Origin of the sequence: Cupriavidus taiwanensis LMG 19424 (genome assembly GCF_000069785.1) — a bacterium.
Lineage (GTDB): Bacteria > Pseudomonadota > Gammaproteobacteria > Burkholderiales > Burkholderiaceae > Cupriavidus > Cupriavidus taiwanensis.
In genome coordinates this window covers 1,447,135-1,464,107 of sequence record NC_010528.1, presented here as the reverse complement: position 1 = coordinate 1,464,107, position 16,973 = coordinate 1,447,135, and the positions used below count along the sequence as shown (strand labels likewise).

Sequence of the window (16,973 nt, the reverse complement as noted above, 5' to 3'; positions counted from 1 at the left end):
CCCTGCCTGAAGCGCTGCGCCGCTGCCGCCCTGACCCGCCACGCGGCCCTGCAAGCCGTGCTGCACCCAGGTCATGGCTGATAAAGTTGCCGTAGCGCGCATCCAGCAGGGTCTGTTCCATCAGCGCCGCGCCGATGCCCCAGGTCATGCCGCCCAGAATCTGGGAGCGCGCTGTCCTGTGGTTGAGGATGCGGCCGGCACACTCAGGTCAGTGCAGCCAGCAGCATGCGCTGTGCCGACTCGCCTTCAGGCACAGGCTGGCGCGCATAGTCCCCTTCGGACGTCATCATCCACGCTTCGCGCCGGTCGGACAGATACGGCTTCAGCCCTTCGGATATCACACGCGCCTTCAACACGGGATCGAGCACCGGAAAACAGATCTCGATCCGGCGGGACAGGCTTCGGTCCATCCATTCGCCACTGGACAGCATGACCTTTTCCGCCCCGCCATCGTGAAAATAGAAAATGCGCGAGTGTTCGAGAAAGCGGCCCATGACCGATCTCACCGTGATGTGCTCGGACAGTCCGGCGATACCCGGACGCAACGCGCATGCGCCCCGGACGATCAGGTCGATGCGCACGCCGTCGGCCGACGCATCGTATAGCGCCTGGATCAGTTCCGGCTCCAGCAGCACATTCATCTTGGCGATCATGCGCGACTTGCGCCCGGCCCTGGCGTGCGCGGCCTCACGTCGGATCGCCGCCAGCAACTGGCTCTTTAACGTAAACGGCGACTGCCAGATATGGGTCAGGCTTTGCGTCTGGCCGCGGCCGGTCAGCTGGCTGAAGACTTGCGCCACGTCCCGGGTCAGCGATTCGTTGCAGGTCAGCAATCCGAAATCGGTATAGGTGCGCGACGTCTCATGGTGATAGTTTCCAGTGCCGAGATGCACATAGCGCCTGAGCGCTCCGTCCTCCCGCCGCACCGCCATGAGCATCTTGGCATGCGCCTTGAAACCGACGACGCCGTAGACCACATGCGCGCCGGCTTCCTCCAGCTGCGCCGCCCATCCGATATTGGCCTCTTCATCGAAGCGGGCCATCAGCTCCACCACGGCCGTGACTTCCTTGCCGTTGCGCGCCGCCTCGATCAGCGACGACAGCAGCGCCGAGTCGTACCCGGCGCGATACACCGTCTGGCTGATTGCCACGACATCCGGATCCTGCGCCGCCTGCCTGACGAAATCGACCACCGGCGCAAACGACTGGAAGGGATGGTGCAGCAGGATGTCGCCATCGCGCATGGCGCGAAAGACGTCCGGCTGTTCCCGCAGGACCTTGGGCAGGCCGGGCCGGAAAGGCAGGTATTTCAGGTCCGGCCGGTCGACCTGGTCGGGCACGTGCATCAGCCGGACCAGGTTGACCGGACCATTGACCGAGAACACTTCGCCGGGCCCCAGCCCGAACTGTTCCTGCAGGAACGCGGTCATGGCGCGGGGACAATTGTCCGCCACCTCCAGCCGCACCGCATCGCCAAGATGCCGGTGCGGCAGTTCGCCCTGCAGCGCCTCGCGCAGGTTCTTGACCTCTTCCTCGTCCACGAACAGCTGGCTGTTCCGGGTGACGCGGAACTGGTAGCACCCGCGAACCGTCATGCCACTGAACAGCTCGCCGACATGGGCATGCAGGATCGAGGACAGGAACACAAAGCCGTGCTGGCATCCGGCTATGCTCGCCGGCAGCGCGATGACGCGTGGCAAGGCTCTTGGCGCCTGCACGATCGCATTGCCGGAGCTGCGGCCGAAGGCGTCCTTCCCCTCGAGCTCCACGGCGAAGTTCAGGCTCTTGTTCAGCACGCGTGGAAAGGGATGCGCCGGATCCAGCCGGATCGGCGTCAGGACCGGCATCAGCTCGGCAAAGAAGAACGCGCGGATCCAGGCCTTCTGCTCGGCGTTCCACGATGGCCGTCGCAGAAAGCAGATCTGCTCCTGCGCCATGGCGGGAATCAGCACGTCGTTGAACAGCCGGTACTGTTGCTCGACCAGCTCCCGCACCCGCCGGTTGACCGCGGCATAGACTGCCTGCGGCGTCATCCCGTCCGGGCCGACCACCGGCGACGACAGTGCGCACTGCTCCTTCAACCCCGCCACCCGGACTTCATAGAACTCGTCCAGGTTGCTGCTGAAGGTGCACAGGGCCCGCAGGCGCTCGAGCAGCGGCATGGCGGGATCGGCCGCCTGCTGCAGGACGCGGTCAAAGAACGCCAGCTGGCTGAGTTCGGGGTGGATATAACGTGCATTGCCATTGGACAGGGTCGCCGAGTCCGCCTGCTCGCCCGTGCGCCCTTCCCCGCGCCGGTCCGCCGACTCGTCCTGCATGGAGCTGGATTCGTTTGTCATGATGCCGTGCCAAGGAGAAACCGTGTTCAGATTCTAGCTGGCGTAACGCGCATATCGGTGCGATTCCGCTTGCGGGGTTGGCGAAGGATGGCCTGCATTGGCATATCCCGGCAATGCCTCTTTGCTGGCCGTGTGATGCGTGCTGCCATCAGGCCGTCTGCAAGGCGCCGCCGCGCGCCATGCGGCGGATCGCTTGCGGCGGTTGGCCGAACGCCCTCAGGAAGGCCCGCCGCATGCGCTCGGGATCGCCGAAACCGGTATCCCGGGCCACGACATCGATGGGATGGCGTCCGCTTTCCATCATCAGCCGCGCCGCTTCCACGCGCAGGCGCTCGACCGCCTTTGCCGGACTCTGGCCCGTTTCGTCGCGGAATGCGCGGGAGAACTGCCGGGCGCTGAGGTGCGCGGCTTGCGCAAGCTGCTCCACCGACAGTTCTTGCTTGAGGTTCTGCCGCGCAAAATCCAGCGCGCCACGAATGCGATCCGAGCGCGGCTCCAGTTCCAGCAGCGCTGAAAACTGTGACTGGCCGCCGGCGCGGCGATGGTATACGACCAGCCCCCTGGCAACGTCCCGCGCGATCGCGGCACCCGCGTCTTTCTCCACCATCGCCAGCGCCAGGTCGATGCAGGCCGACATGCCGGCCGAGGTCCAGACCGGGCCATCGATAATGAAGATGCGGTCCTCCTCCACGCTGATGTCCGGGAAGCGGCGCCGCAACTGCTCCGCGTAATACCAGTGCGTCGTGGCACGGCGGCCAGCCAGCAAGCCGGCCTCCGCCAGGGTGAAGGCGCCGGTACACGTCGCGCCGATCCGCCGCGAGGTCCGTGCCGCCCGCTGCAGGAACTTCACCAGCGCCGGCGGCGCGGGCAGGACGTCATTGTCTCCCACTACCAGGACGGTATCGAAGCGACGCCTGCCAAAGGGTTCGGTACTGACGGAAAAGCCCCCGGAAGTCGACACCGGTCCGCCATGTTCGGACAGCAGGTGGACCTGGTAGAGCGGCACGTCGAGGTACCGGTTGGCGAACTCCAGCACCGTCGACACCGCCAGGTTCAGCGCCTGGAAGCCGGGATAGAGGGCAAGGGCCACATGTTGCATGGTGAACTCCTCATGGCAGTGGAAGGCACATTCCCTGTCATGGCATAAACGGTGGGATCCATGACATTGTTGCCATCGCCATTGTGCACCTGATCTTCCATGTCGCGCTATCGCGCCTGCAAGCCCGGGTCGAGCGCTGGGTCCGTTGATGCGCCGCCTGGCGGACGTCATGCGTTTGCGCAAGCGCTGACCGCGGCGGCCGGCCGCTGGTGCCGGCAAGCAACGCCGCGGGTGGCCTGCTCAATGGCCCGCGCTCTGGCCGCCGTCGACATGCAGGATCTCGCCGGTGACGAAGGGCGCCGAATCGAGATACAGCACGGCATCGACAATGTCGCGCATCTCGCCCATATGGCCCACCGGGTGCAGCGCGCTCAGCGCCGCGTGCGTTTCGGGCGGATGCATCGGCGACTTGATGATGCCGGGCGAGACCGCATTGGCGCGGATGCCTGTCCTGGCGTATTCGATGGCCAGCGACCGCGTTGCGGCGTTCAGTCCGCCCTTGGTCAGCGAGGCCAGCACCGACGGCACGCCCTGGATGGCATGGTCGGCCAGGCTGGTGGTGATGCTGACCACGTGGCCACTGCGCTGTTTCTCCATCTCGGCAATGGCGAGCTGCGTGATATGGAAGAAGCCGGCCAGGTTGATCCCGGTGACGGTCGCATAGTCCTCGCCGGTATAGCTGGTGAAGGGCTTGGCGACGAAGACGCCGGCATTGTTGACCAGCGTATCGATGCGGCCGAACCTCGCCACCGCCTCGGCAATGACGCGGCGCGCCGTCGCGGGATCGGCGATATCGCCGGCGACTGCCAGGATCTCCGCGTCGTCCGACGGCCTGATGCTGCGCGCCGTCGCCACCACGCGGTGGCCGCGCTCGCGGAAGCCCTTGACCAGTTCGGCGCCAATGCCCTGCGATGCGCCCGTGATGACTACGACTTTCTTTGCTGTGCTCATGTCTGGTACCTCGATATCGTGGGATTCGGCCTTGCCGCCGATCGGGCCGGCGGCTCCGATGGGTTCCAATCTAGGCAAATCTCCCGCGCCTTCGAAGACCTCGCGAGAACAAACAGTTGTGCGCCGGCAGTACAAATGCGGGCGACGGCAGGACACCCGAACGCCGCGCGGTTGGCGCCTGCGCCGGCATGCGCCCGCACCATCGACTTCTGCGGACGACGCCCCTATGATCCTCGGATCGATCGACTCGACAGGCCGCCCCGCCAGCGGCTACCCGACATGAAACGGCAATTCGACGACCTTCAGCTTGGCAGCATCGAACTGTTCTGCCTGGCGGCGGAGCTGGGCAGCTTCACCGCGGCGGCCGTGGCCGCCGGCGTGACGCCACCCGCAGTCAGCCGCACCGTCCAGCGGCTGGAGGAACGCCTTGGGGTCCGCCTGTTCGTGCGCACCACGCGGCAGATCAGGCTGACTGACGAGGGGCGGGTGTACTTTGAGCAAAGCCGCGGCGCGCTGGCGCAGCTGCTGGACGCCGAGCGCCAGATCAGCGGCCAGCAACGGGCACCCGCCGGCCGCTTGCGGATCAGCCTGCCGACGCCTTATGCCCACTATCGCGTGCTGCCGGTGCTGCCGGCATTCCGGGAGCAGTACCCGGAAGTCGAGATCGACGTGCACATCAGCAACCGCAACGTCGACTTCGCCGACGACACCTATGACCTTTCGGTGCGGGGACGGGCACCGGACGACTCGAACCTGATCGCGCGCAAGCTCGAGGACGCCGAACTGGTGGTCGTGGCGGCGCCGGGATACCTGCGCCGCGCCGGTACGCCGCAGTCGCCGGAGGACCTGCTCAGGCACGAGTGCATCCAGTTCGAGCGTCCCAGCAGCGGCCGCAGGATTCCCTGGACGCTGCGGATCCATGGCGAGGAAACCGATGTCGTGACGGCCGGCTCCTACGCGGTGTCCGAGGACATTCTCGGCGGGGCAACCCTGGTGCGCGCCGGCGCCGGGCTGTTCCAGACTTACCGCTTCGTGGTGGAACAGGACCTGCGCGACGGCGCGCTGGTGGAGGTGATGCGGGATTACGGCGGCAGTTCGCGGCCTTTTGTGCTGCTGTACCCGTCGGCGCGGCACGTCACACGCCGGGTACGGGTGTTCGTCGACTTCCTCGTCGAGAAGTTCTCGGCTTAGCGCGACGCAAGGACTATGCGGGCCGGACCTGTGCTATGACGACGAGTATCACGGCGGCGTTGCCCGGCTGCTGCAAGTGCGAAGAGATGGTGCGCGCATGGCCGGCTTTTTCCGCCAGCACGTCACGGAACAGGTCGGACGCCCCGTCGAGGACCGCCGGCTGCCCGAACCAGCCTGGCGCACTGGCGATGTGGCCGTCCACGCGGACGATGTGGTCCAGGCGATCGAAGCCGTCCAGGTAGGCATCGATCTGTGCCAGCACGTTGAGCGCCGCCAGCTCGGCCGCGCTTCTGCCCTGCTCGACGGTCAGCTCAGCACCGATCTGGCCCTGCCAGATCACCTTGCCATCCTGCAGCGGCAACTGTCCCGAGATAAACAGCAGGTCGCCGGCCTGGCTGACCGCGGTATAGCTGCCCAGGGGTTGCGGGGGCGGCGGCAAGACAAGGCCGCGCGCGGCGAGGCGTTCACGAATCGACATATCGGCTCCAGTCAGGCCCGCTCACACAAGGCGTCCCGGACAGGACGCCCCAGGGCCCATGCGACCCACTCTATGCGACCCCCGCCATCGGATAAAGGCATCACCAGGAACAGCAATTGGTACTGCGGGGAACAAATGCTGCGCCGCCGGGGGGCTGAGCGGGAACCGCGCAGCCGGCCACTCTGGTTATACTTGGCCTGGTTTTGCTCCTGCTCGGTTTTTCCCCGCAATTCCACCAAAGTTCTCCGGAGCCACGCCATGCGAACCGGGCATTGCGCCAGCCGATCACGGCATGGCTTCCCAGAGACGAGGTTGCGCAAACACTATCGCGCGCTCCCGGCAATTGCCGTGGCCTTCGCCACGGCGTGCGGGGCACAGGATTTCGATGCCATCGAACGGCCGTTGTGGGAAGTCGGGCTTGGGGTCGGCGGCATCACCCTGCCGCACTACCGCGGCTCGGACGCACGCGCCAACCTGTTGTTTCCGGTCCCCTACTTCGTATACCGCGGCGAGCATTTGCGGGCAGACCGCAACGGGGTGCGCGGCAAGCTGTTCGACAGCGACCGGATCGAGATAAATGTCAGCCTCGGCCTCTCGCTACCCGTCGAAAGCAGCGAGGATGCGGCGCGCCGCGGTATGCCGGACCTCAAGCCCGCCGTCGAAATCGGTCCTTCGCTGGCGCTCACGCTTTGGCGATCCGCTCAGGACCGTACCCGGCTGGACCTGCGCCTTCCCATACGGCTGGCGGTGACGGTGGAATCGTCGCCCAAGGCGATTGGCTGGATCTTCTCGCCGCACCTGAACCTGGACGTTGCCAACGTTGGCGGCCTGCCCGGCTGGAACCTGGGCCTGATGGCGGGGCCGCTGTTCTCGACCGCGCGTTACAACCAGTATTTCTATTCCGTCGAAGAACAGTTCGCGACCGCGGCGCGTCCGGCCTATATCGCCCAGGCCGGCTATTCCGGCAGCATGGCGCTGGCTTCGTTGTCCAGGCGGTTCCGTCATGTCTGGTTCGGCGCCTTCGTCCGCTACGACCGGCTGGATGGTGCCCGCTTCGAGAGCAGTCCTCTGGTGCGCCAGAAGGACGCCCTGGCCGCCGGACTGGCACTGAGCTGGATCTTCGGCCAGTCGTCGACGTACGTACCGAGCCGCGAATAGCGCCACCGGCGGGTCGGCACATCGCGCGGCTGCCGCCGGCGGATCCTGGATTCGTGATTCAGGGCCCCGGACCGTGACCGGCCCGGGGCACGGCTGCGCTAGTTCACCGGGGTGAAGATCGGCGCACCCTGCTTCTTGAGCAGGAACACGACAAACTTTGCCGGCTTGGTCTTGCTGGCATTGCGACCGACGGTGTGGAGATCGTCCGGGCCTTCATAGAAGGTCTCGCCCGCCTTCAGCGTGACTTCCTTGCCGCCCTTCACGCCCATCACGATGCTGCCCTCGAGCACATAGACGAACGCATGCGCGTCATGGCGATGCACCGGGTCGAAGCCGCCGGGCGGGTACTCCACGGTGATCATCTGGACTTCCTTGCCCGCATAGTCGGGCAACGCCTTCGTGGCCAGCGACTGGACCACCACCTCCGGCGGCGCGGCGTGGGCCAGCGGCGCCGACATCAGCAGCACCAGGCTTGCCGCCATGGCAATCGACCGTGTCATGGCATTACTCCAGATTGGCCTTGTCCAGCCCGAACGCCTTGTCGGAAGAACCGGGGACCATGCGGAACGCTACGTTCAAGCGGTTCCACGTATTGATGGTGCCCACCAGGAAAGTCAGGTCGGACAGCTCCTTCTCGGAATACTGCGTGCGAACGCGCTCGTAGACATCGTCCGGCACGCCTTGCGCGGGCAGCTGGGTCAGGGCCTCGGTCCAGGCCAGCGCGGCGCGCTCGCGCGCCGAGAACAGCGTCGATTCGCGCCAGATCGCCACGTGATGCAGCCGGAGCTCGCGCTCGCCGTGGATCTTGGCCATCTTGATGTGCATGTCGACGCAGAACGCGCAACCGTTGAGCTGCGAAGCGCGAATCTCCACGAGTTCGCGAATGTGCTGCTCGATCGTCGTTTTCTGGAAAAGGCTGTTCAGCTCCATGAGCTTCTTGGACAGCTCCGGGGACTGCTGGAAGTAGTTGAGACGCTGCGTCATGATCTCTCTCCTGCTGAGATGGCGGGAATGCCCGGCGGACCCGCGCCGGACGTCGCGCGGGTACCGCTTGCAACGAATCGTAGCCGTGGGCCGGCGGCACCGGTAGTTCCGCCGAGGGACACGCACTGTTACCGTGCCGACACCAATCGTCCGGCACGATGGCATTCCCGCAGCGCAGGCCTGGCCGGCAGACCACCCGCCTTCCGCGCCGGCCCTATCGGGCTGCGTTGGCTTCGCGCTCGAACTCGCGGATCACCGGGTTGCCCAGGATGGCATCCCGGCCCGCTTCGATCAGGCGATCGACATCCTTCTCGGGCAACCGAAGCCGGGTCGGCAGCTCGTTCAGGCTTGCAGATCGCGCCGGGTCGAGGGCGTCGAAGGCAATTCGCGTAACGAAGAACTCGACGTCGTCGCAGCGCCAGCCTGGACGGCGCTCGGCAATCGCCTGCTGCCGGACAAACGGCATGGCGCACCGATACGCGACGAGGTCGTTGCGCCACTGGCGCATCATGGGAACGAAGGCGTCATAGCTCATGCGCACGTTGGTGGCCATTGCCGCATCGATCGACGCGTTGGCGACTTCGATTCCCGACGGGCCATCCTGGCGCCGGTTCCAGTCGCCACGCGGACCCTGGCCGGCGTCCACCACGACGAACAGCAGCCGCCGCACATGGATCGCGTCGTTCTCGCTCATGGGCCCATAAGCCGTGCCCAGCAGCAAACGGGATTGGAAAATGGTGGCCAGGCCATAGTTGTCGGTCACGCCACCGTCGACCAGCTTGATGTACTTGCCCTTCGACAGGTCCCGGTGGCCGCGCACGGCAGCCGCCAGCGCGCCAAGCAGCAGCGATTGCCCGGGCGCATGGGCATGGTCAAGGTTCGGCAGCGGCGCACGGCATGCGTCGGTGTGCTTTTCCAGCACGATGGGCGCGAAGAACAGCGGCACCGCCATGGAGGCGGCGACGGCCTCGGACACGGGAAAGCTGGCGAGATCGCTGCAAAGCGCATCGAATGCCAGCTGGCTGAACGGAAACGCGACCCGGTAATAGACGTTGGTGGCGTTGATCCACACCAGAGGCTTGCCGCGCCGGAACATGTCGGCGTAGGTGGCTCCCTTGAACACGTCTTCGTCCAGCCATGCCTGAAGATCTTCCCGGTTGTTGAGTCCCCCGGCAAACAGCCGCGCAATGTTGAGGGGATTCAGCAGGCTGAAGCGAAGCCGGGCCTCTCCGTCCTTCAACAGCACCGATCGGAACGTCGCCAGGCTGTCCTTGCCGTGCAGGCCGAAGTATGCGGCGGTGAGCGAGCCGCCGGAAACGCTGCTGATGAAGGCGACGTCGTCGAGCAAGGAAGCGCCGCCGGGAGCTCGCATGGCGTCCAGCCCCTGCAGCGCGCCGAAGGCGAAGGCCGCGGCCCGCGTGCCGCCGCCGGAGAAGGCCATGGCGATGGTCGTCGGCCCGGCGACGTCGGTGGGCTCGCGCAGGGGGACGGTTGCGCTGGCCGCCGTCGGCTGGGGCAGATTGCGGGGGACATTGTGCGAAAGCGAGCCGCAGGCACCGACTCCCGCAAGCCACAGCAGCATCAGCGCCCGGCAGGCTCTTTGCCAAGTGCCGCGCCCGCTACCCGGCGTGCCGGTTGGCCCGGTCAGGCAGTGCTTGCGGCGGAGAGTGCGGTCAGGGCGAGACATGCCTGGTGTGGCGCAGCCGGCGGGATGGAAAGGTGGCGATGCGTTGCCGCATGCATCCGTTGGCCAGGATGCCTCACCATGATATGGCATCACTGCGGGGACGGCACGTAGCCGGATTAGCGACCGGAGCGACCGGAGCGGCTTCGGATGTAGGGAAGGCCCCCATTCTTGCAGATCAGAATCCATCGTCCGCTATGCGTTTTGAAGATACCAGATGTGGGAATTATTGAATTTACGGCGGCGCGGCCGCTTCTTACACTCCTCCAGACAAATAAAACATCCGGAGACAGACATCGTGAATGCGACAATACTCGCCAGACCGCACCAGGCCGCAACGCGGCAGCGACTGGCCGGCAACGGCGGCAGCCTCGACACGGCGCCGTCTGCCTGAGCGCGATCCGGGCACTGCGACGCCCGCCGATACCGATTGGCTTGGCGGCCTCCTATCGCATGGCCCGTACCAGTACTCCCTTGTAGCGCACCCGTCCGGTCACGCCACCGCGGCGGCCAGGCCATATGGCCCAACATCCCCCGAGCACTGAAGCATGAGCACTGAAAATTCACTGCAGTTCGCCCTGGAGCCCCATCCCGGCCCCACCCCCGCCGACCAGATCGCCTCCAGCCTGGAGAATCCCGTCTTCGGCCGCGTGTTCACGGATCACATGGTCACGATCCGCTGGACCGACGGTCGCGGCTGGCATGACGCCAGGGTGGAAGCACGCCGTCCTTTCCAGATCGACCCCGCCTGCGCCGTGCTGCACTACGCGCAGGAAATCTTCGAGGGCATGAAGGCATACCGTGGCGAAGGCGGCAAGATCTCGCTGTTCCGGCCACTGGAGAACGCCAGGCGCTTTCGCGCCTCCGCTGCCCGCATGTCGATGGCCGACCTGCCCGAGGCCACCTTCCTGCAAGCCGTGGAAGCGCTCGTCGACATTGACCGCGCCTGGATTCCCGGCAGCCAGGGCAGCCTCTACCTGCGCCCGTTCATGTTCGCCTCGGAGAATTTCCTCGGGGTGCGCGCCTCCGCCGAATTCATTTTCTGCGTGATCGCGTGTCCGGTCGGCCCGTATTTCAAGCCAGGCAAGTCGGCGGTAACGGTCTGGGTCTCGGACCAATACACCCGCGCGGCTTCCGGCGGCACCGGCGCCGCCAAATGCGGCGGCAATTATGCAGCCAGCCTGATCGCGCAGACCGAGGCCGCGGCCAAGGGCTGCGACCAGGTGGTGTTCCTTGACGCCGCGGAGCACCGCTGGATCGAAGAGCTCGGCGGCATGAACGTGTTCTTCGTGATGGATGACGGCTCCCTGCGCACGCCCCCCTTGAAAGGGACCATCCTGCCAGGCATTACCCGCGCTTCGATCATCGAGCTGGCCCGCCACGAGGGCATTGCGGTCAACGAAACGCCATACGACTTCGCTTCGTGGCGCGCCGATGCAGCCAGTGGCCGGGTCAGGGAAACCTTCGCCTGCGGCACCGCCGCGGTCGTCACCGCCATCGGGCAGGTGCGTCACGCCGGCGGCGAATTCACCATCGGCAACGGCGGCGAAGGCGAAGTCACGCAACGGCTCCGTGCCTTGCTGACCGGCATCCAGCGCGGCAGCATCGCCGACCCGTTCGGATGGGTGCATCACGTCGCTTGAGATCGGCGTGACTGACGCTGGCGGCGAGCAAGCAATCGGAGGGCAACGCTCGCCGCGTTGACTTGGCTTGACGTCTGCCCCCGCTTCGGCGGTCTGGGGCAATTCCACAAAAATTACCGGGACCGGCGCGCGACCTGCGTGCCGGCGAGCCGTGCCGCCTACCCGTCGGCACGCTGCCCGGATGCCAGCGCACCGCATGCCGCGCCGCCATCTCCGGCGCGGATCCGTGCGCGCGCGGCACAACCCATGCAGGAGATCCCTATATGAGCTTGTTCCGAACCAAGGATATCGACGCCATGCTGGCGCAGAGACACGTCGCCGCCCTGAAAAAGGTGCTAGGTCCGGTCGACCTGGTGCTGATGGGCATCGGCGCCATCATCGGCACCGGCATTTTCGTGCTGACCGGCACCGGCGCGCTGACCGCGGGGCCGGCGCTGACGGTGTCGTTCGTGATCGCGGCGCTGGCGTGCGGCTTTGCCGCGCTGTGCTACGCGGAGTTCGCTTCGGCGATCCCGGTGTCGGGCTCGATCTATACCTACAGCTACGCCACGCTGGGCGAGATCGTGGCATGGATGATCGGCTGGGACCTGCTGCTGGAATACGGGCTGGCGACGTCCGCGGTGTCGGTGGGCTGGTCGGGCTATTTCCAGTCGCTGATGGCGGGCTTCGGCATGAAGCTGCCGGCGGCGCTGACCGCGGCGCCGGGCTCGGTGCCGGGCGTGCACACCGTGCTGAACCTGCCGGCGTGCCTGATCATGCTGGCCATCACCTGGGTGGTGTCCTACGGCGTGCGCGAGTCCGCGCGCGTCAACAACCTGATGGTGGCGGTGAAGATCGGCGTGGTGTTGCTGTTTATCGCGGTGGGCGTATGGCACGTGCAGCCGGCCAACTGGCAGCCGTTCGCGCCGTTCGGCTTCACCGGCATCTTCAATGCGGCGGCGCTGGTGTTCTTCGCGTTTATCGGCTTCGATGCCGTGACGTCGGCGGCGGAAGAGGTGCGCAACCCGCGCCGCGACCTGCCGATCGGCATCATCGGCTCGCTCGCGGTCTGCACCGTGCTGTACGTGGTGGTCGCGGCGATCATGACCGGCATCGTGCCGTTCGCGAAGTTTGCCGGCGTGGACCACCCGGTCTCGCTGGCGCTGCAGTTCGCCGGGCAGAACTGGGTGGCGGGCTTTGTCGACCTGGGCGCGATCCTGGGCATGACCACGGTGATCCTGGTGATGACCTACGGCCAGACCCGCGTGATCTTCGCCATGTCGCGCGACGGGCTGCTGCCCGAGCGCCTGTCATCGGTGCACCCGGTGCACGCCACGCCGTACTTCGCCACCTGGACCGTCGGCCTGGTGTTTGCCGCAATTGCCGCCTTCGTGCCGCTGAACGTGCTGGCGGAACTGATCAATATCGGCACGCTGGCCGCGTTTACGCTGATCTCGGTGGCGGTGCTGGTGCTGCGCAAGACCCGGCCCGATCTGCCGCGCGCATTCCGTTGCCCGGGCGTGCCGGTGGTGCCGCTGCTGTCGATCGGCTTCTGCCTGTTCCTGATGGCGCATCTGCAGGCGCTGACCTGGGCTGCGTTCCTGGTGTGGCTGGCGCTGGGGCTGGTGATCTACTTCGCCTATGCGCGGCGCAATGCCGTGCTGCACGGTGGTGCCTGACCGCCCAAGCCCGGTGGGGTCTTCGGACCCATCGGCCATGCAAGCTGTTATATTGGGAGCAATCATTTCCTAATTGGCAAAGCCACCAGCATGTCCGCAAGCCAGTCCCACAACCCCACACGCCCGCGCAGCAGGGGCCGCCCGCGCGAGTTCAGCCTCGACCAGGCACTGGATCGGGCCGTGCGCGTGTTCAGTGAACGCGGTTACCACGGCGCTTCGATCAGCGATCTCACCCGCGCCATGCGCCTCGCCCAAGGCAGTCTCTACAAGGCGTTCAAGGATAAGCAATCGCTGTTCCTGGCGGCGTTTGATCGCTACCGCTCCCTGCGCTCGGAGACACTGCAGCGCGCCATCGATAACGCCGGCACCGGGCTGGATCGCCTGCGCGCCACCCTGGCCTTCTACGCCGAATCCGCGCAGGGCGCGGCTGGCCGGCAAGGTTGCCTGGTCGTCGCCAGCACGGTGGAACTGTGTGCGTTCGACAAACCCGTCGCCCGCCATATCGCCGCCGCGCTGTCGCGCAACGAGGCGTTTCTGGCCGAACTGATCCGCCAGGGCCAGGAAGACGGCTCGATCCCGGCCCATGTGAATGTCGAAGCGACTGCGCAGGTGCTGCTGTGCCTGACGCAAGGCATGCGCGTGGTCGGCAAGACCGGGCGCAGCCGGGAGCAGATGCAGGCCGTGGTGGACGCTGCGCTCAAGGTATTAACCTGAAATTTTTTTGGCTATTTAGGAAACATTCATTCCCTTTTGACCAAGGAGGACTTGCCATGAAGATCGCTTTTCTCGGCCTCGGCACGATGGGCCTGCCAATGGCCGCCAATTTGCTCAAGGCCGGCTACGCGGTGCGTGGCTGGAATCGCTCGCCCATGCCGGTGGCGAGATTGGCAGCGCTCGGCGCGCAGAGCGCCGCCACACCTGTCGAGGCGGTGGCCGATGCGGACGTGCTGATCTCGATGCTGGCCGACGATGCAGCCACCCGTGCCACGCTACTGGATGCGCAGGCACTGCGCGCGCTCAGGCGGGGAGCGATCCATGTCAACATGGCCACGATATCGGTGGCGCTGGCAGCCGAGCTGGCCGCCTTACACCAGTCGCAAGGCGTGGACTACGTTGCCGCGCCGGTGCTCGGACGGGTAAACGTCGCGGAAGCAGGCCAGCTCAACATCCTGGTGGCCGGCAAGGCAGAAGCCATTGCAAGCGTGCAACCGCTGCTGGATGTACTCGGTCAAAAGACCTGGCAGCTCGGGGAGCGGCCGGAACAGGCCAATGCGGCCAAGCTAGCCGTTAACTTCATGATCGCCAGCGCCATTGGCACGATGGGCGAAGCCGTGGCCCTGGCGCACGGCCATGGGGTGGATAAGGCCGGCTTCCTGGAGCTGGTCACGTCCACGGCCTTCGCCGCCCCCGTCTACAAGGGGTATGGGCAGGCCATCGCCGAAGAACGCTTCGAGCCGGCAGGATTCAAGCTCGCGCTCGGCCTCAAGGATGTGCGCCTGGCGCTGGAAGCCGCGGAACAGGCCAACGTTCCGCTTCCGCTGGCGAGTACGCTGCGCGATACCCATATCGAAAGCCTTGCGCATGGCGACGGCCACCTGGATTGGGCGGCACTGTCGCGCACGTCCGCACGCCGTGCCGCGCAGGCCTGAACCGCCACCGTACCTGTGACCGCATCGCGGCAACCATCGCAGTGCGGTGGATGGCTAGCGCCACGTCGACATGTTTGCTGGCCTTTCACGCCATGATATTGACGCCGCCATCCACATACAGGGTCTCGCCCGACAGCCGCCTGGCGTACGGCGTCGCCAGGAAGGCGCAGGTGTACCCGACGTCCATGACGTCGACCAGTTCGCCCAGCGGAGCGCGTTCCACAGCGTCAGCGAGCATCAGATCGAAGCCCTTCAGCCCGGACGCAGCGCGAGTCTGCAGTGGTCCTGGCGAGATTGCATGCACGCGAATGCCGCGCGGGCCCAGCTCGTATGCCAGATAGCGTGACACGGCTTCCAGGGCGGCCTTCACCGGACCCATGACGTTGTAGTTCGGCACCACCTTGTTGGCGCCGTGATAGCTCATGGTGAACATCGTGCCACCGTTGCCCATCAGGGGCGCTGCCAGGCGGGCCATACGCACGAAGGAATGGCAGGACACATCCATTGCCTTGGCAAAGCCCTCTGCCGAACAGTTGAGCAGGCCACCCTGCAGATCGTCCTTCGGCGCCCAGGCAATCGAATGCACGAGGATATCCAGCCCTCCCCACTGGTCCCCGATGCGCGCAAACAACGCGTCCATTTCGGCCGGGTTCGTGACATCCAGCGGCATGAAGATGGAAGCGTCCAGCTCCTGCGCCACCGGCTCGACAAACTGGCGCGCCTTTTCGCCGGGATAGGTCACGGCGATCTCCGCTCCCAGTTCACGGAAGGCTTTGGCGCACCCATAGGCAATGGAATGCTCATTCGCTATCCCGCACACAAGCGCGCGGGTGTTGGCGAGGATCGGCTGTTTCTCGGCTGTCATGTCACTTTCCCGATGGGTTCGTTGCTGCGGTGGCGCCACCGATGCCCATGCCCGTTACCAGTCCGGGTCGCTGGCCCGGTCATCGGTCCTGTGCCGCGAGGATCTCCCTGGTATGCCTGGCAATCATCAGCTCCTCGTTGGTCGGGACGACCCACACCGGGACTCGGCTCGAAGCCAGGCTGATGCGCGGCCCGTCGCTGTCGTTCGCCGCGGCATCGATGCTCACGCCGAGCCATGCCGCGAGCTGGCAGACGCGCTCGCGGATCGGCGCAGCATGCTCGCCAATGCCTGCGGTAAACACCAGCGCATCCAATCCCTGCGCGGCAGCGGCCAGCGAGCCAAGCTCCCTGGCAATGCGGTAGGTGTACAACTCGATGGCAAAGCGGGCGCGCGGATCGTCGCTGGCGAGCAGCGCGCGCATATCGCTCGACACGCCGGAGACGCCGAGCAGGCCGGACTTGCGGTAGATCAGGTCCTCGATGGCCCGCGCCTCCATGCCGAGTTCGCTGATCAGGTACAAGATCACCCCTGGATCGAGACTGCCGCTGCGGGTTCCCATCGGCAAGCCATCCACCGCGGTAAAGCCCATGGTGCTGGCCACGCTGCGGCCTCCCACCAGCGCGCACATGCTGCTGCCGTTGCCGAGGTGGGCCACGACCGTGCGCCCTGCCGCCGCGGCAGCGTCGACGCTCGGCAGCACCCCGGCGATGTACTCGTAGGAAAGCCCGTGGAAGCCGTAGCGCCGGACGCCGCGGCCGGTCACTTCGGCAGGCAGCGCGAATGCCTGTGCCACCTCCGGCTGTGCCCGGTGGAAAGCGGTATCGAAACAGGCGACTTGCGGCAGCTCCGGACGCCGCTCGGCGAGGATCCGGATCGGCTTGAGGTTGTGGGGCTGGTGCAGCGGGGCAAGCGGGCACAGCGTGTCAAGTTCCGCCAGCAGCGCCTCGGTGACCCGCGCAGGCCGGGTAAGACGCACGCCCCCATGGACGACCCGGTGCCCCACCGCGCTCAGCGAATGCCCTTCGCCGTGGGCGCGCAAAAAATCTGCCAGGAAGGCGATGGCCCCTTCGTGCCCGAGTTCGCTGCCGGCATCCCACTGCCTGGCCTCGATTTCGGCGCCCGTCCCGTCCATCGCGCGGAATGCCGGTGCCGTGTAAAGCCCGTCGATGCTGCCGCGCAGGACCAGTCTCAAGGCGTCGTCATGGGTATCGTAGGCACAGTACTTGATGCTCGACGAACCCGCATTCAGGACCAGGATCAGTTCGGCCATGGCA

15 protein-coding genes and 1 pseudogene are annotated in these 16,973 nt (G+C 66.1%); 6 read left to right on the top strand and 10 right to left on the bottom strand.

Annotated features, from left to right (window positions below; genetic code table 11):
• Window positions 1-67: 67 nt before the first annotated feature.
• The 4 genes and pseudogenes from RALTA_RS30250 to RALTA_RS06760 all read right to left on the bottom strand — a co-directional run.
• A pseudogene (locus RALTA_RS30250) lies at window positions 68-199 on the bottom strand (molybdopterin cofactor-binding domain-containing protein); the annotation flags it as partial.
• 4 nt (window positions 200-203) lie between these two features.
• Window positions 204-2,339 carry a polyphosphate kinase 1 gene (gene ppk1, locus RALTA_RS06770; protein ID WP_012352688.1) on the bottom strand — a complete coding sequence of 712 codons (2,136 nt, stop codon included), beginning with the start codon at window positions 2,337-2,339 and terminating at the stop codon, window positions 204-206.
• Between the two features lie 148 nt (window positions 2,340-2,487).
• Window positions 2,488-3,438 (bottom strand): GlxA family transcriptional regulator, encoded by a 951-nt coding sequence (locus RALTA_RS06765; RefSeq protein ID WP_012352687.1) that lies wholly within the window; start codon window positions 3,436-3,438, stop codon window positions 2,488-2,490.
• A 240-nt stretch (window positions 3,439-3,678) separates the two neighbouring features.
• Window positions 3,679-4,389 (bottom strand): SDR family NAD(P)-dependent oxidoreductase, encoded by a 711-nt coding sequence (locus RALTA_RS06760; RefSeq protein WP_012352686.1) that lies wholly within the window; start codon window positions 4,387-4,389, stop codon window positions 3,679-3,681.
• A gap of 279 nt (window positions 4,390-4,668) precedes the next feature.
• Between RALTA_RS06760 and RALTA_RS06755 the strand changes: the two genes are divergently transcribed.
• Entirely contained in the window at window positions 4,669-5,580 is a 912-nt protein-coding gene (locus tag RALTA_RS06755) for a LysR family transcriptional regulator (RefSeq protein WP_012352685.1), read from the top strand.
• Window positions 5,581-5,593: 13 nt separating this feature from the next.
• On the opposite strand, the gene RALTA_RS06750 is transcribed toward RALTA_RS06755, so the two are convergent.
• Window positions 5,594-6,058: a RidA family protein gene (locus RALTA_RS06750; protein ID WP_012352684.1), complete on the bottom strand. Its 465-nt coding sequence runs from the start codon at window positions 6,056-6,058 to the stop codon at window positions 5,594-5,596.
• A 312-nt stretch (window positions 6,059-6,370) separates the two neighbouring features.
• On the opposite strand from RALTA_RS06750, the gene RALTA_RS06745 reads away from it, so the two are divergent.
• Window positions 6,371-7,216 (top strand): MipA/OmpV family protein, encoded by an 846-nt coding sequence (locus tag RALTA_RS06745; RefSeq protein ID WP_041232123.1) that lies wholly within the window; start codon window positions 6,371-6,373, stop codon window positions 7,214-7,216.
• Window positions 7,217-7,314: 98 nt separating this feature from the next.
• Here the strand turns inward: RALTA_RS06745 and RALTA_RS06740 are convergent, their stop codons facing one another.
• The 3 genes from RALTA_RS06740 to RALTA_RS06730 form a co-directional block, all read right to left on the bottom strand.
• On the bottom strand, window positions 7,315-7,716 hold the full coding sequence (locus tag RALTA_RS06740; protein ID WP_012352682.1) for a cupin domain-containing protein: 402 nt from the start codon (window positions 7,714-7,716) through the stop codon (window positions 7,315-7,317).
• A gap of 4 nt (window positions 7,717-7,720) precedes the next feature.
• On the bottom strand, window positions 7,721-8,200 hold the full coding sequence (locus tag RALTA_RS06735; protein WP_012352681.1) for a carboxymuconolactone decarboxylase family protein: 480 nt from the start codon (window positions 8,198-8,200) through the stop codon (window positions 7,721-7,723).
• A gap of 214 nt (window positions 8,201-8,414) precedes the next feature.
• Window positions 8,415-9,782 (bottom strand): patatin-like phospholipase family protein, encoded by a 1,368-nt coding sequence (locus RALTA_RS06730; RefSeq protein WP_041232122.1) that lies wholly within the window; start codon window positions 9,780-9,782, stop codon window positions 8,415-8,417.
• 650 nt (window positions 9,783-10,432) lie between these two features.
• Here RALTA_RS06730 and RALTA_RS06725 point away from each other — a divergent pair.
• The 4 genes from RALTA_RS06725 (at window position 10,433) to RALTA_RS06710 (ending at window position 14,834) form a co-directional block, all read left to right on the top strand.
• A complete protein-coding gene (locus RALTA_RS06725) occupies window positions 10,433-11,527 on the top strand; it encodes a branched-chain amino acid aminotransferase (protein ID WP_012352679.1) in 1,095 nt (364 codons plus the stop codon).
• Window positions 11,528-11,790: 263 nt separating this feature from the next.
• On the top strand, window positions 11,791-13,185 hold the full coding sequence (locus RALTA_RS06720; protein WP_012352678.1) for an amino acid permease: 1,395 nt from the start codon (window positions 11,791-11,793) through the stop codon (window positions 13,183-13,185).
• Between the two features lie 90 nt (window positions 13,186-13,275).
• Window positions 13,276-13,899: a TetR/AcrR family transcriptional regulator gene (locus RALTA_RS06715; protein ID WP_012352677.1), complete on the top strand. Its 624-nt coding sequence runs from the start codon at window positions 13,276-13,278 to the stop codon at window positions 13,897-13,899.
• A 56-nt stretch (window positions 13,900-13,955) separates the two neighbouring features.
• Window positions 13,956-14,834 (top strand): NAD(P)-dependent oxidoreductase, encoded by an 879-nt coding sequence (locus RALTA_RS06710; RefSeq protein ID WP_012352676.1) that lies wholly within the window; start codon window positions 13,956-13,958, stop codon window positions 14,832-14,834.
• A gap of 85 nt (window positions 14,835-14,919) precedes the next feature.
• On the opposite strand, the gene fabI is transcribed toward RALTA_RS06710, so the two are convergent.
• Both fabI and RALTA_RS06700 read right to left on the bottom strand, forming a co-directional pair.
• Entirely contained in the window at window positions 14,920-15,699 is a 780-nt protein-coding gene (gene fabI, locus RALTA_RS06705) for an enoyl-ACP reductase FabI (RefSeq protein WP_012352675.1), read from the bottom strand.
• A 79-nt stretch (window positions 15,700-15,778) separates the two neighbouring features.
• Complete coding sequence (locus RALTA_RS06700; protein WP_012352674.1) at window positions 15,779-16,969, bottom strand: acetate/propionate family kinase; 1,191 nt, start codon at window positions 16,967-16,969, stop codon at window positions 15,779-15,781.
• Window positions 16,970-16,973: the final 4 nt, after the last annotated feature.